Below are 13,912 nucleotides of genomic sequence, written 5' to 3' on the forward strand. Positions count from 1 at the left end.
TGCGCGCAAGCCCTCAGACGCGCTTGCGTGCCGCGGTGGCGCGCGGAGCCGGCGCCGGCTTGACCGGCGGCGGCGCCGTCGAGTCGCGGATCACCAGATGGCTCTGCAGCTCGATGCGCATGCCGCGCTGGCTGCCATGCTCGATGTGCTGCAACAGCAGGCGCACGGCGTTCTCGCCGAGCTGCTCGTAGTCCTGCCGCACGGTCGTCAGCGCGGGGTGGCACTGGGCAGCGGATGGGATGTCGTCAAAGCCCACCACCGACAGCTGCTCGGGCACGGACAGGCCGGCCACACGTGCGGCGTCCAGCATGCCCTGGGCCATCAGGTCGTTGGCGCAGAACACCGCCGTGGGCGGGTCGGCGCGGTCAAGCAAGACCTGGCCCTGTTCGAAGCCCGAGCGCTGGCTGAACTCGCCGTCGACGATGAGCGAAGGATCCGGCTCGACGCCGGCGGCGGCCAGCGCGGCGAGATAGCCGCGCTCGCGCTCGGCGCTCTGGCCCGAGTAGGACGTGCCGCGCATGAAGGCGACGCGGCGATGGCCCAGATCCAGCAGGTGCTGGGTGATGCCGTAGGCGCCTTCGTAGTTGTCGGCGCGCACCACCGGCAGGGGGGTGGGGGCGCGCCAGTAGTTGACTAGCACCACCGGCAGGCTCAGGCGCTGGAACTGGTCCAGCTGCTCGGCATGCTGGCCCGGCAGGATCAGCAGCAGGCCGTCGCACAGCGTGGAGAACATCGCGCCGATGTCGGGCCGCGCCTTGCTGCCCGCGACGGGGGCGATGTCGTACAGGATCAGGTCCAGCCCGGCCTGCTTCACCATGCGGCTGGTGGCGCCGATGATGGCCGCCACCACCGGCGACTGAAAATCGCTCACCAGCAGGCCCAGCACGCCGGTGCGCCCGCCCTTCATGGCCTTGGCGCCGATGTTGGCCACATAGCCCAGCGACTCCGCCACCTGCAGGATCTTGGCGCGCGTGTTCTCGGCGACATAGCCTTTGCCGCTGAGCGCGCGCGACACCGTCATGACCGACACGCCCGCCACGGCGGCAATGTCGGTGACCGTCACGCGGCCGCTGGCGGGAGCGGTCGGGTCGTCGTCGCGGGGGCTGGACATGAAGCTGTTATCGAATGGTTAACGTTAACCTATTCTCGGTGGCAAAGACCTTGACCGCAAGGTGCGCAGGATCGGGGTTTACGACAGGTCGGCCGCCGCCTGCCTGAGTCTCACTTCACGCACAGCTGTCCGTGCCACGCGGCCGTCTGGCCGGCCGGGTCGGGCTGGCCGTAGACGCTGAGCTTGACGCCCTTGGCCCGCGCCCAGCGCGCCAGCCACGACGGGCCGAAGCGGCCGCTGGCCTTCTCGGGCGAACGGTAGGCCTCGTCGCGCAAGGCCTCGTCCAGCGGCACGAAGCGGTAGCCCAGCCGCGCCAGTGTCGTCAGCGTGCGGTCCGGCGTCTGCGCATTCAGGCCTCGAAGGCCAGCCACAGTGAACGGACAGTCATCGCGCGACTGTAGGTGGCCGCGCCGGGGCGGCCACCCGCAGCGGCGTCAGCTCGCTGCCCAGCGGCCCCCGAGTGCGCGCAGCAGCGTGACGCGGTTGGCCTGCTCGGCCAGGCGCAGCGTGATCAGCGCCTGCTGCGCGGTGGCCAACTGGCGCTGGGCGTCCAGCAGCTCCAGCTGGCTGCTGCCGCCCAGCCGGTAGCTGTCCTCGGAGAAGCGCAGGCTTTGCGCGGCGGCGGCCACCTGGGCCTGCTGCGCGTCCAGCCGTTCGGCCAGGCTGTCGCGCACGGCCAGCGCGTCGGCGGCCTCGCGGAAGGCGGACTGCAGCGCACCCTCGTACGTCGCCAGCGCCTGGCGGCGGTTGGCCTGGCTGACCTCCACCTGCGCGGCGCGTGCGCCGCCGTCGAACAGCGGCAGGTCCAGCTGCGGCACCACGCTCCAGAAGCCGGTGCTGCTCTTGAACAGGCCGTCCAGCTCGGGCGAGCGCGTGCCGCCGCTGGCGGTCAGCGTCAGCCGCGGGAAGCGCGCGGCGCGGGCGGCGCCCACGTCGAAGGCCGCGGCCTGCAAGGCCTGCTCGGCGGCACGCAGGTCGGGGCGCTGCAGCAGCACCTCGGCAGGCAGGCCGCCGGGGAGGGCGGGCAGCGCGGTGAGCGCCTCCATGCCCTGCGTCGTGGGCAGCAGGTCGTCGGGCAGCGGCTGGCCGGCCAACAGCTCAAGCGCCAGGCGGGCCTGTGTGATGGCAGCGGCCGCTCGCGTGGCCTCGCCGCGGGCCGCCTCGAATGCCGTGCGCGCGCGGGCGCGCTCCAGGCCGGACGCGGCGCCCAGCTGATGGCGCTGCTCGGTCAGCGACAGCGTGCGCTGCTGGCTGTCGCGCAGTTGCTGCGCCAGCGTCAGGCGCTGCTGCTCGGCGGCCAGCGTCAGCCAGGCATTGCTGACCTCGGCCACCAGGCTCAGTTGCGCGCTGCGCTGTGTCTGCTGCTGCGCCAGATAGCGCGACAGCGCCGCGCCTTCCAGGCTGGCCAGGCGGTTGAACAGGTCGATCTCGTAGCTGGCCAGGCCCAGGTTGACGGCGTAGCTGCTGGTCGTCGCGCCGCCGGCCACCTGCTGGCGCGTGGCGGACGCTCCGGCGTTGAGGTCGGGGATGCGGTCGGCCTCGGTGATGCGGTGCTGCGCGCGCACGCGTTCCACGACGGCGGCGCTGGCGCGCAGGCCGCGGTTCTCCAGCAGCGCGATGCCGACGACCTTGCGCAGCCGCGCGTCCGCGAAGAAACCGTCCCATTCGTTGGCGGTGTCGGTGGGCAGGTTGATGGGCGTCATGCCCGGCCGGAAGTCCTGCCGCAGCGGCGGCGCGATCTTCTCGGTCGGCGGCACCAGGCTGCCGCAGCCGGCCAGCAGTGTGCAGGCCGCGGCCATGAGGGTCAGGTGAGCGCGTTTCATGCCTTCACCTCCGGTGCTGCGGCGGCCGGCGCTTCCTTGTGCCGCGTGAAGCGCCGCTTCACCCACAGGTAGAACAGCGGCACGAAGAAGATGCCCAGCACCGTCGCGCTGGCCATGCCGCCCAGCACGCCGAAGCCGATGGCCTTCTGCGAGCCCGAGCCGGCGCCGCTGGAATAGGCCAGCGGCAGCACGCCCATCATGAAGGCCAGCGAGGTCATCAGGATGGGGCGCAGCCGCTGGCGGCTGGCCAGCATGACGGCGTCGATCAGGCTCATGCCGCGGGCCATCAGCGTCTGCGCGAACTCGACGATCAGGATGGCGTTCTTGGCCGACAGGCCCACCGTCGTCAGCAGGCCGACCTGGAAGAACACGTCGTTGTTCTGCCCGCCCAGGTGGCTGGCGATCAGCGCGCCGAAGATGCCCAGCGGCACCACCAGCATCACGCTGAAGGGCACCGACCAGCTCTCGTACAACGCGGCCAGGCACAGGAAGATGAACAGCACCGACACCGCGTACAGCAGCGGCGCCTGGTCGCCCGACAGCCGCTCCTGGTAGCTGCGGCCCGACCACTCGTAGCCTATGCCCGGGGGCATCTCGGCCAGCACTTCCTCCATCGCCTTCATGGCGGCGCCGGAACTGGTGCCGGGCGGCACGTCGGCCTGGATCTCGTAGGCCGAGCTGCCGTTGTAGCGCACCAGCTGGCGCGGGCCGTTGATCCAGCTGCTCGACGCGAAGGCGGCGAAGGACACCATCTGCCCGGCGGTGTTGCGCACATACCAGTGGTTGATGCTTTCCGGCGCGGCGCGGTAGGCGCCTTCGCCCTGCACCAGCACGCGCTTGACGCGGCCGCGGTCGATGAAGTCGTTGACGTAGGAACCGCCCAGCGCGATGGACATGGTCTCGTTGATGACGTTGGGCTGCACGCCCAGCACGCCGGCCTTGTGGTCATCGATGTTGATCTGCAGCTGCGGGGTTTCCGTCAGGCTGTTGGTGCGCGTGCGGCTGAGTTCGGGGTGCTTGTTGGCCAGCTCGATGAGCTGCTCGCGGGCCTCGATCAGCTTCTCCTGGCCCAGGCCGCCGAGGTCTTGCAGGAAGAGCTGGATGCCGGCACTGCCGCCCAGGCCGCGCACGGTGGGCGGCTGCACGATGAAGATGCTGGCGTCGCGCACGCGCCGCCCCAGCTCGCGCGTGAAGCGTTCGGCCAGCGCGCCGGCCGCCTGGTCCGGCGTCTTGCGGTCCTTCCAGTCCTTCAGCCGGATGAAGCCCTGGCCGGAGCCCTGGTCGCCACCGGCGCCGCGCACGACGTTGTAGAACAGCACGTCCTTCTGTTCGGCCAGGTAGGCCTCCAGCTCCTGCATCACCACCTCCAGCCGCTCGCTGGTGGCACCGGGCGCCATGCGCACCTGGATCTGCAGGCCGCCCTGGTCCTCGTCGGGCAGGAAGGATGTGGGCAGCTTGGCATACATCCAGGCCATGCCGGCAATGACGGCCAGGTAGACCGCGAAGCTGCGCACGCCGCGCCGGCTCATCCAGCCCACGCCGCGCACATAGCGTTCCGTGAGGGCATCGAAGCGGCGGTTGAAGCCGCCGAAGAACCAGTCCAGCTGCTTGCCGAAGGGGCCGCCGTGCGCCGCGTGCTCGCCCTTGTGCACGGGCTTGAGCACCGTCGCGCACAGCGCCGGCGACAGCGTCATCGCCACCAGCACCGACAGCACCATCGCGCTGACGACGGTGATCGAGAACTGCCGGTAGATGATGCCGGTGGAGCCGCCGAAGAATGCCATCGGGATGAACACGGCCGACAGCACGACGGCGATGCCGACCAGCGCGCCGGTGATCTCCTGCATGCTCTTGCGGGTGGCCTCCTTGGGTGACATGCCCTCCTCGCGCATCAGCCGCTCGACGTTCTCGACGACGACGATGGCGTCGTCCACCAGCAGGCCGATGGCCAGCACCAGGCCGAACATCGTCAGCGAGTTGATCGAGAACCCGGCCACCGCGAGCACGCCGAAGGTGCCCATCAGCACCACCGGCACGGCGATGGCCGGCACCAGCGTGGCGCGCAGGTTCTGCATGAACAGATACATGATGGCCACGACCAGCAGGATGGCCTCGATCAGCGTCTGCACCACGCCTTCGATGGACACGCGGATGAAGGGCGTGGTGTCGAAGGTGACCGTGGCCCTGTAGCCGGGCGGGAAGAAGGGTTCCAGCTCCTTGAGCTTGGCCTTCACGGCGTCGCCGGTGGCCAGCGCATTGGCGCCGCTGGCCGGGAAGATGGCCAGGCCGGCGGCGGGCCGGCCGCTGGAGCGCACGTTGGTGGTGTAGCTGTCGCGGCCGAGTTCGACGCGGGCCACCTGGCCCAGTCGCAGCGCCGAGCCGTCGGGCTGCACGCGGATGACGACGTTCTTGAACTCCTCGGCTGTCGTCAGCTTGGAGCGCGCGGTGATGATGGCCGTCAGGCGCTGGCCCTCGGGCACAGGCTGGGCGCCTATCTGGCCGGCCGAGACCTCGGTGTTCTGCTGTTGCAGCGCGGTGCGGATGTCGCCCGGCACGAGGCCGTAGCGCTGCAGCGTGAGCGGGTCCAGCCAGATGCGCATCGCATAGCCGGAGCCGAACACGTTGACGTCGCCCACGCCCTCCACGCGGCTGATGACGTCCACCAGCGTGGAGTTCAGGTAATCGCCCAGGTCGCTTGAACTGGTGCTGGCGTCATCGCTGGTCAGCATCGCGATCATCAGGAAGTCCACGCCCGACTTGGTCACGCGAACGCCCTGGGCCTGCACCGCCTGTGGCAGCCGGCTGATGATGGACTGCACCTTGTTCTGCACCTGCACCTGGGCGGTGTCGGGGTTGGTGCCGGCCACGAAGGTCAGCGTCGTGCTGGCATTGCCGGCGGCGCTGCTGTTCGACTCGATGGACAGCAGGCCGTCGATGCCCTTCAGGCTCTGCTCGACGATCTGCGTCACCGAGTCCTCGATGGCCTTGGCCGAGGCGCCGGGGTAGCTGGTGTTGATGGACACGCGCGTGGGCGCGATGTCGGGGTAGCGCTCCAGCGCCAGCTGGTGGATGGCGCCGCCGCCGGCCAGCATGATGACGATGGCGATGACCCACGCGAAGATGGGCCGGTCGATGAAGAAGGCGGCCATGGATCAGGCGCCCTTGCTCGCGGCGGAGGCCGGCGCGGAGGCGGGGGCGGATGCAGCGCCGCCAGCCTTCTCCCCCTTCTTCTTGGCGGCAGAGCCGGCCGGCACCGGCGACACCGGCTGGCCGGGCCGGGCCCGCTGCAGGCCCTCGACGATAAGCTTGTCGCCCACCTTCAGGCCGCTGGTCACCAGCCACTGGTTGCCCACCGCGCGTTCCAGCACCAGGCGGCGGCGCTCGACCTTGTTGCCCTCGCCGACGACCAGCGCCGTCGCGTCGCCCGTGGGCGAGCGGCTGACGCCTTGCTGCGGCACGAGGATGACGCCGCTGTCCACGCCGGCCAGCAGCTTGGCGCGCACCACCATGCCGGGCAGCAGCAAGCCCTTGGGGTTGGGCACCGTCGCACGCAGCGTCACGGCGCCAGTGCCGCGGTCCACGGTGACGCCGCTGACCTGCAGCGTGCCGGGCTGCGGATGCAGCGAGCCGTCCTCCAGCACGATCTTCAGCTGGCGGCTGCCGCTGCTGCCGTCCAACTGGCGGCGCAGCGTCAGCATCTCGGCGCTGCTCTGCACGATGTCGACCTGCATGGGGTCCAGCTGCTGCACGGTGGTCAGCGCCTGGGTCTGGTTGGCCGTCACCAGCGCGCCGGCGGTGACGGTGGAGATCTCCACGCGGCCGGCGATGGGTGCGGCGATGCGGGCGCGGTCCAGCTGCACGCGGGCGGCGTCCAGCGCGGCCTTGGCCACGGCCACGTCGGCCTCGCCCTGCTTCAGCAGGCCGGCGCTGTCGTCGGCGGCCTGGCGGCTGATCGCATCGGCCTTCAGCAGTTCGGCATCACGCGCGGCCTTGCTGCGGGCGACGGCCAGCGACGCCTCGGCCTTTTGCAGCGCCGCGGCGGTGCGGGCGCGCTCGGCCTCGAACGTGGCCGCGTCCAGCTGGTACAGCGGCTGGCCGGCCTTGACGGTAGCCCCTTCCGTGAACAGCCGCTTGACGACGATGCCGCTGACCTGCGGCCGGATCTCGGCAATCTGGCTGGCCGACAGCCGGCCGGGCAGCTCCAGCTCCAGCGGCGCGTCCTTCGTGCTCACGCTCACCACGCCCACCTCGGGCGGACCGCCCTTGGCCGGCTCCGCGCTTTTCTTGTCCTGGCAGGCGCTCAGCAACAGGGCGGCCAGGACGGGAACCAGGAGATTCTTGTGAGTGGCATGTGTCGTCATAACCTCGCATGCTAGTCGCCCCGGCGATGTGGGGATTGGCGGCGGCTATGCTGGGTGCTAATCAATCTTCGCCGTGACCGCCATGCGCGCTGCCTTCAGCCTCCTCGCCCTCGTCATCGTTGCGGCCATCGTGCTGTCGCTGGTCAAGAAGCAGTCGGCGGCGCTGAAGCCCGCCTCGACGCCCCCTGCGGCCGCGGCCTCGCAGGCGGCGGATCCTGGCGCGCTGCCGCAGCCGCAGGCGGTGGGGCAGCAGGTGCAGGGCTCGCTGGACGAGGCTGCCCGGCGCGCCGCCGAGGCCGCATCCGCCGCGACGAACTGAAGGCCGTGGCGGGCCACAAGCTCTTCTTCGCGCTGCGGCCCGACGAGGAGACGGCCCGGCGCATCGCCCGGGTCGTCACGGCCGAGCACGAGGCGCGCGGTCTGCTGCCGCGCCTGCGGCCGCACCACATCTTCCACATCACGCTGCACTACTTCGGCTATTTCGACGGCGAGCCGGATGCCCACGTAGTGGCCGGCGCCAGCCGCGCGGCGGCCGAGCTGGTGCGGCCGGCGTTCGACCTGCACTTCGACCGCTTCGCCAGCTGGGGCGACCACCGTGCGCGCCATCACCCGTTCGTGCTGACCGGTGGCCAGGGCCTGGAGGCCGTGCGCGAGCTGCGCGACGCGCTGGTCGAGCGGCTCAAAGCCCACGGCTTCGCGGCGCCGGATCGCGACTACGAGCCGCACCTGACGCTGCGCTACGACAAGCATCCCGCCCCGACCTGGGCGCTGGACCTGCCCGGGTGGCTGGCCGCCGAGTTCGTGCTGGTCAAGAGCGTGCAGGGGCAGACCCGCCATGACGTGCTGCGGGGCTGGCCGTTGCAGGGATAGCGTCCTACAGCCGGCATCGCCGCCGGCCGACCGGCGGTTTCTGGCGGCGGCGCCACGATGGCGCACCTGCCAGATCCTTTTGAGGAGAGACCGCCATGATCAAGCTTGTGATTGCCTTGGCCGCCGCGTCGGGCCTGGCGGCCACGCTGGTGCAGCAACTGAGCCGCAAGCACCAGACGCGCCGCAGCCATGATGAGGGCCACCGTCATCGCGACGAGGTAAACCGCTGGGAGGCCGAGGGTGGCAACCTGCCGCCTGCGCCGCCCAAGAAGGCCGCCGCGCCGCGCCGCCGCACGACCACCCGCAAGGCGGCGGCCGGCTGAGCACCGTCGCCAAGGCGCATGCGATGCATGCGCCTTTTTTGTGCGCCTTGAAGGGCGCTGAAAAAGGCCGCCCCTCGGGGCGGCCTTCTCGGTCATGGTGTGCTGGCGTCAGACCTTGTCTTTGATGAACCAGTCGTCCGTCGCGCGGCGCTCCCAGCTCGCGATCTGCTTCTCGGCCTCGTCCTTGGCCACGCCGTAGCGCTCCTGGATCTTGCCGGCCAGTTGGTCGCGGCGGCCGCCGACGACGTCGATGTCGTCATCGGTGAGCTTGCCCCATTGCTCGCGGACCTTGCCGGTGACCTGCTTCCATTGGCCTTCGATGCGATCCCAGTTCATGGTGACTCCTTCAGTGATGTGCGGCGACCTGCCGCGGTGGTGTCACTGTGCCGCTGGTGTCGGCGCTAACGGGTCGGACCAGCGGGGAGATGGCTGTAGGAAGCGGCCGATCAGGCGTGCACCACGGCCTGCGCCAGCGCGCGCACGCTCAGCGGCGCCGAGCCCTCGGCCTTGTTGGAGATGGTCACGAAGCAGTCCTGCCCGGCGCCGGCCGTGCCGCGGATGACGCGGGCCAGCTCGGCGCGCGTCTCGGGGTCGGGGTCCAGCATCTCGCTGAACTCGCCGTACTTTTTCTCCGCCTCTTCGTAGCCATAGGCGCCGTGCAGCCGGTTCAGGTTCCAGCGCGCCACCATAGGCCCGGGCCACAGCGCACGCAGCAGTGGCAGCTGTTCGGCCAGCGGCGGCAGCTTGGGGTGCAGGCCCAGGCAATAGGTGGCGCCGGTGTCGCGCAGCAGGTCGGCCAGGTCGCGCGTCAGCCAGGCGGCGTCGCGCACCTCCACGCAGAGCACACCAGCGGGCGGCTTGGGCAATGCGAGCAGCAGTGCATGCAGGCGGTCGAATTGCTCGTTCATGCGCGCCAGCATCGAGCCTGGCAGCGGGCTGATCTGGAAGACCAGGGCGCCGATGCTGGCGCCCAGGCCCTCGTAAGCGGGCGCTATGAAATCCTGCAGCGCGGCCGTCGGGTCGAGGAACAGTGGATTGGGCTGCTGGCCGCGGCCGTCCTCGCTGCGCAGCAGCGGGTCGCTGACCAGGCTGGGCGCCTTCACGGTGAAGCGAAAGCCGCGCGGCACCTGCTCGGCATGGCGCTGGAATTCGCTGGCGGCCAGCGGCTTGTAGAAGCCGCGGTCTATGCCCACGGCGCGCAGCAGCGGCTGGGCCGAGTAGGCGGGCAGACCCGTCCTGGACAGCGTCGCCTCGCTGTGCCGGCCCGCCCAGACCAGGCCTTGCCAGCCCGGGTAGCTCCACGTGGACGTGCCCAGATGCACGTGCGGCGACAACGCGGCGGCCAGCGCCTGGTCTTCATCGCTGACCGGCGCCGGTTGCACGCCGCGTGCGCGTTTGGGTTCTAGCGGTGGCGCGTCGTTGGAGAACAGCGAGTCCTGCATCGTCACGCGGCCACATGCACGCCGGCGCTCACCAACGCGGCCTGGATGGCGCGCGCGAACGCCAGCGCGTGCGGGCCGTCGCCATGCAGGCAGATGGTCTGCGCCTGCAGCGGCACCACCTCGCCGCTGACCGCCTGCACCACGCCCTCGCGCACCATGCGCAGCGTGCGGGCCACGGCTTCGCCGGTGTCCTCGACGAAGGCGCCGGGCTGGCTGCGCGGCACCAGGCTGCCGTCGGCGCGGTAGCCGCGGTCGGCAAACACCTCGGCCACGGCGCGCAGGCCGGCGCGTTCGGCGGCGCGCAGCAGCTCGCTGCCGGCCAGGCCATAGAGCGCCAGCGACGGGTTCACGTCGAGCACGGCGGTGGCGACGGCATCGGCCAGCGCCGGGTCGCGCGCGGCCTGGTTGTAGAGCGCGCCATGCGGCTTCACGTGATGCAGCCGGCCGCCGGCCGCGCGCACCAGCGCATCCAGCGCGCCGATCTGGTAGATCAGGTCGGCGCGCACGTCGGCCGGTGACAGCTGCATCTCGCTGCGGCCGAAGTTGTCGCGGTCGGGGTAGCTGGGATGGGCGCCTATGGCCACGCCGCGCGCCAGCGCCGCATCCACGGTGGCCTGCATCAGCCGCGCATCGCCGGCATGCCAGCCGCAGGCGATGTTGGCGGAGCTGACCAGCGCCAGCAGGTCGGCGTCGTCGGGCGCGCCTTCGCCGAGGTCGGCGTTCAGGTCCACTTGCAAGTTCACGGCGCGTATCTCCAGGCGTCCAGGTCGCGTTGCCGCTCGCGCAGCGCGGCGATGGCGTCGTCGGGCGAGCAGGGCACGAAGCGAAGTGTCGCGCCGAGGCGCAGCTGCGCGAGCTTCCACAGGTCCGCGCGGATGACGACGGCGATCTTGGGATAGCCGCCGGTGGTCTGTGCGTCCGCCAGCAAAGCGATGGGCTGGCCCGACGGCGGCACCTGCACGACGCCGGGCAGCACGCCGTGCGAGGGCAGTTCGTCGCCGCGCTCGCGCGTCAGCGCCGGGCCGGCCAGCCGGTAGCCCATGCGGTTGCTCTGCGGCGTGACGGTCCAGTTCGCCGCCAGCAAGGCCTCGCGCGAGGCGGCGTCAAAGTCGGCGTACTCGGGGCCGGGCAGCACGCGCACGGTGGGTGTCCAGTCGGGCAGGCGCAGGCCGGCCGGCCGGGTCGGCAATCGGGCGGGCGATCCCAGCGGCAGCCGGTCGCCGTCGCGCAGCGCGCGACCGTCCAGGCCGCCGAAGCCCGCCTTCAGGTCGGTGCTGCGCGAGCCTTGCGCGGCCGGCACGGCGATGCCGCCCGACACGGCGAGGTAGCTGCGCATGCGTTCGCGCGGCGCGGCCAGCTTGAGCTGCTGACCGGCACGCACGGCGCAGCGCCAGCCGGGGCGCAGCGGGCGGCCGTCGAGCTGGGCGTCGACATCCGTGCCGGTGAGGGCGATCCAGCAGTCCGCATGGAAGCGCAGCGTGGCGCCGGCCAGCGTGAACTCCAGGCCGGCGGCGTCGGGCGGGTTGCCCAGCAGCAGGTTGCCGGCCTGCAGCGCCAGGTCGTCCAGCGCGCCGCACAGGCTCAAGCCCCGGTCGCGCCAGGCGTGGCGGCCCAGGTCCTGCACGGTGGTCTGCGGGCCGGCGCGCAGCACTTCGATCACGGCGTGGCCTCCGGCACGAAGCGCACGCGGTCGCCCGGCGCCAGCAGCGTGGGCGGATCGGCGAGCGGGTCGAACAAGGGCAGGGCAGTGCGGCCGATCAATTGCCAGCCGCCGGGCGTGGCCAGCGGGTAGATGCCGGTCTGCGCGCCGCCTATGCCGACGCTGCCGGCTGGCACCGATGTGCGCGGCTGGTCGCGGCGCGGCGTGTGCAGCGATCCGTCCAGCCCGCCCAGGTAGGCGAAGCCAGGCTGGAAGCCGATGAAGTAGACGACGTACTCGGCCGCCGCGTGGCGGCGCACGACTTCGTCGGGGCTCAAGCCGCAGTGCGTGGCGACGTCGCCCAGGTCGGGGCCATCGTAGCGGACCGGGATCTTCACGAGCCGGCCGAGCGCCTGCCGGCGCGGCGGCTTGTTCCACAGCGTGAGCGCGGCCTGGGCCAGCGCTTGCGGGTCGGTGTGCAGCGGGTCGAAGGTCAGCGTCAGGTTGTTCATGCCTGGCACGAGGCCCAGCACGCCGTCGGTCTTCTCCAGCGCCGCCGCCAGCTGCCAGATGCGCTGCTGATGCTCCAGCGCGATGGGGCCGGCGACCGCGCAGCACAGCGCCGCCTCGCCCAGCGGGCGGATCAGCAACTCGGGCGGCGCGGGCGGCGGGTTCATGGGGCGGGAGTATCGCGGTCGTAAACTCGCGGCGCCCATGACCGAGCCTCTCTTCACGCCCGCCGACGAATACGCGATGCGCCTCGCGCTGGACCAGGCGCAGAACGCCTGGCTGGTGGGCGAGGTGCCCGTCGGCGCCGTCATCACGCGCGGCGGCCAGGTCATCGCGACCGGCTACAACCGGCCCATCACAACGCACGACCCGACGGCGCACGCCGAGATCGTCGCGCTGCGCCACGCGGCCACGCTGCTGGAGAACTACCGGCTGCCGGAGTGCGAGCTGTTCGTCACGCTGGAGCCCTGCGCGATGTGCGCGATGGCGCTGATGCATGCGCGTTTCAAGCGCGTCGTGTTCGCGGCGGCCGACCCCAAGACGGGCGTGGCCGGTTCGGTCATCGACTTGTTCGCGCAGCCGCAGTTGAACCACCACACGCGCATCGAGCGCGGCTTGATGGCCGAGGCCTCGGCCCAGCTGCTGCGCGAGTTTTTTGCCGAACGCCGCGAGGCCGCGCGGGCACGGCGCGCCGAGCGCCAGGGAATCATCCCGACCGGCGAAGCCACCGAACTGGATCCCTCCTGATGACCTCTCTGACACTGTTCACGCCCGCCGGTGCGCTGGCCAAGGCCGGCAACCTGACGCGTGCGGCCAAGCGGCTGACGAAGCTGGGCTTTGACGTCAGCATTGACGCCGACGCTCTGGCGCGCCACCAGCGCTTTGCCGGCGACGACGCGACGCGACTGGCCGCGATCCACCGCATCGCCGACGCCGCACCGTCCGTCGCGATGGCCACACGCGGCGGCTATGGCCTGACGCGGCTGCTGGACCAGCTCGACTGGAGCCGCATCGCGAAGAGCGTCGAGCACGGCACGCGCTGGGTGGGCTACAGCGACCTGACCGCGCTGCAGAACGGCTTCATCGCGCGCCACAAGGGGCTGGCGATGTGGTCCGGGCCGCTGGCCTGCGACGACTTCGGCCGCAGCGAGGCCGACGGCGGCGTGGACGAGGTGACGCAGGACTGCTTCACCGAGGCCATGAGCGGCGCGCTGGAGGCCGTGGGCTTTCGCGCGCCCAGCGCCGAGTTCGATGGCCTGGAGGCGCGCGGCCGGCTGTGGGGTGGCAACCTGACGGTGCTGTGCTCGCTGCTGGGGACGCCGCACTGGCCCAAGATCAAGGGCGGCATCCTGTTCCTGGAAGACATCAACGAGCACCCCTACCGCGTGGAGCGCCAGCTGCTGCAGCTGCAGCAGGCCGGCGTCATCGACGCGCAGGCCGCCGTGCTGCTGGGCGACTTCAGCGGTGCGGCCAGATCGCCGCTGGACAAGGGCTATGGCATCAAGGACGCGGTTGCCGCGCTGCGCTCCCGTACGAAGACGCCGGTGCTGACCGGCCTGCCGTTCGGCCATGTGCGCACCAAGGTCTGCCTGCCGGTGGGCGGCACGGTGGAGCTGTACGTGCAGGGCCGCGAGGCCATCGTGGGCTGGCAGTCGGACCCGCGGCTGGCGCATGCGGCGCATCACCCCCATGGTGAGGACTGTGGCGACGATTGCGGCCACGACCATCACTGAAGTCACCCCCGGTTTTCCCGGGCCTGTATAGACGAGTCCGGCCCTATGATCCCGTCCATCGCCTCGGCCCGCGCCGGGGCGTATTTTTTGGGGCGCGATG

15 protein-coding genes are annotated in these 13,912 nt (G+C 71.3%); 5 read left to right on the forward strand and 10 right to left on the reverse strand.

The genetic code is table 11. The features are described from left to right. Positions 1–13 precede the first annotated feature (13 nt). The 5 genes from J2X21_RS05170 to J2X21_RS05190 all read right to left on the reverse strand — a co-directional run bounded on the left by J2X21_RS05170 (position 14) and on the right by J2X21_RS05190 (position 7,241). On the reverse strand, positions 14–1,111 hold the full coding sequence (locus tag J2X21_RS05170; RefSeq protein WP_310325758.1) for a LacI family DNA-binding transcriptional regulator: 1,098 nt from the start codon (positions 1,109–1,111) through the stop codon (positions 14–16). 110 nt (positions 1,112–1,221) lie between these two features. Further along, on the reverse strand, positions 1,222–1,482 hold the full coding sequence (locus J2X21_RS05175; RefSeq protein WP_310325760.1) for a hypothetical protein: 261 nt from the start codon (positions 1,480–1,482) through the stop codon (positions 1,222–1,224). 63 nt (positions 1,483–1,545) lie between these two features. Further along, positions 1,546–2,934 carry an efflux transporter outer membrane subunit gene (locus J2X21_RS05180; RefSeq protein ID WP_310325762.1) on the reverse strand — a complete coding sequence of 463 codons (1,389 nt, stop codon included), beginning with the start codon at positions 2,932–2,934 and terminating at the stop codon, positions 1,546–1,548. After that, positions 2,931–6,083 (reverse strand): efflux RND transporter permease subunit, encoded by a 3,153-nt coding sequence (locus J2X21_RS05185; protein WP_310325764.1) that lies wholly within the window; start codon positions 6,081–6,083, stop codon positions 2,931–2,933. The genes J2X21_RS05180 and J2X21_RS05185 overlap by 4 nt, the downstream gene beginning before the upstream one ends. Positions 6,084–6,086: 3 nt before the next feature. Then, positions 6,087–7,241, reverse strand: coding sequence for an efflux RND transporter periplasmic adaptor subunit (locus J2X21_RS05190; protein ID WP_310325767.1), 1,155 nt, complete (start codon positions 7,239–7,241; stop codon positions 6,087–6,089). Between the two features lie 136 nt (positions 7,242–7,377). On the opposite strand from J2X21_RS05190, the gene J2X21_RS05195 reads away from it, so the two are divergent. The 3 genes from J2X21_RS05195 to J2X21_RS05205 all read left to right on the forward strand — a co-directional run bounded on the left by J2X21_RS05195 (position 7,378) and on the right by J2X21_RS05205 (position 8,488). Next, on the forward strand, positions 7,378–7,614 hold the full coding sequence (locus J2X21_RS05195; RefSeq protein ID WP_310325769.1) for a hypothetical protein: 237 nt from the start codon (positions 7,378–7,380) through the stop codon (positions 7,612–7,614). 5 nt (positions 7,615–7,619) lie between these two features. Further along, a complete protein-coding gene (locus tag J2X21_RS05200) occupies positions 7,620–8,165 on the forward strand; it encodes a 2'-5' RNA ligase family protein (protein ID WP_310325771.1) in 546 nt (181 codons plus the stop codon). A gap of 95 nt (positions 8,166–8,260) precedes the next feature. Then, entirely contained in the window at positions 8,261–8,488 is a 228-nt protein-coding gene (locus tag J2X21_RS05205; RefSeq protein ID WP_310325772.1) for a hypothetical protein, read from the forward strand. Positions 8,489–8,596: 108 nt separating this feature from the next. Here the strand turns inward: J2X21_RS05205 and J2X21_RS05210 are convergent, their stop codons facing one another. The 5 genes from J2X21_RS05210 to pxpB all read right to left on the reverse strand — a co-directional run bounded on the left by J2X21_RS05210 (position 8,597) and on the right by pxpB (position 12,246). Continuing rightward, positions 8,597–8,824: a CsbD family protein gene (locus J2X21_RS05210; RefSeq protein ID WP_310325774.1), complete on the reverse strand. Its 228-nt coding sequence runs from the start codon at positions 8,822–8,824 to the stop codon at positions 8,597–8,599. Positions 8,825–8,934: 110 nt separating this feature from the next. Further along, on the reverse strand, positions 8,935–9,930 hold the full coding sequence (locus J2X21_RS05215; RefSeq protein WP_310327208.1) for a DUF72 domain-containing protein: 996 nt from the start codon (positions 9,928–9,930) through the stop codon (positions 8,935–8,937). Positions 9,931–9,932: 2 nt separating this feature from the next. After that, positions 9,933–10,667, reverse strand: coding sequence for a 5-oxoprolinase subunit PxpA (gene pxpA / locus J2X21_RS05220; RefSeq protein ID WP_310327209.1), 735 nt, complete (start codon positions 10,665–10,667; stop codon positions 9,933–9,935). Between the two features lie 2 nt (positions 10,668–10,669). Then, positions 10,670–11,590 carry a 5-oxoprolinase subunit C family protein gene (locus J2X21_RS05225; RefSeq protein ID WP_310325776.1) on the reverse strand — a complete coding sequence of 307 codons (921 nt, stop codon included), beginning with the start codon at positions 11,588–11,590 and terminating at the stop codon, positions 10,670–10,672. After that, positions 11,587–12,246 carry a 5-oxoprolinase subunit PxpB gene (gene pxpB, locus J2X21_RS05230; RefSeq protein ID WP_310325780.1) on the reverse strand — a complete coding sequence of 220 codons (660 nt, stop codon included), beginning with the start codon at positions 12,244–12,246 and terminating at the stop codon, positions 11,587–11,589. The genes J2X21_RS05225 and pxpB overlap by 4 nt, the downstream gene beginning before the upstream one ends. Before the next feature lie 37 nt (positions 12,247–12,283). Between pxpB and tadA the strand changes: the two genes are divergently transcribed. Together tadA and J2X21_RS05240 are read left to right on the forward strand one after the other, a co-directional pair. Continuing rightward, positions 12,284–12,826, forward strand: coding sequence for a tRNA adenosine(34) deaminase TadA (tadA, locus tag J2X21_RS05235; RefSeq protein WP_310325783.1), 543 nt, complete (start codon positions 12,284–12,286; stop codon positions 12,824–12,826). Beyond that, positions 12,826–13,812 (forward strand): LD-carboxypeptidase, encoded by a 987-nt coding sequence (locus J2X21_RS05240; protein ID WP_310325785.1) that lies wholly within the window; start codon positions 12,826–12,828, stop codon positions 13,810–13,812. The genes tadA and J2X21_RS05240 overlap by 1 nt, the downstream gene beginning before the upstream one ends. The last annotated feature ends 100 nt before the right edge of the window (positions 13,813–13,912 follow it).

The sequence above is a fragment of the Roseateles asaccharophilus genome (genome assembly GCF_031458115.1).
GTDB lineage: Bacteria > Pseudomonadota > Gammaproteobacteria > Burkholderiales > Burkholderiaceae_C > Pelomonas > Pelomonas asaccharophilus_A.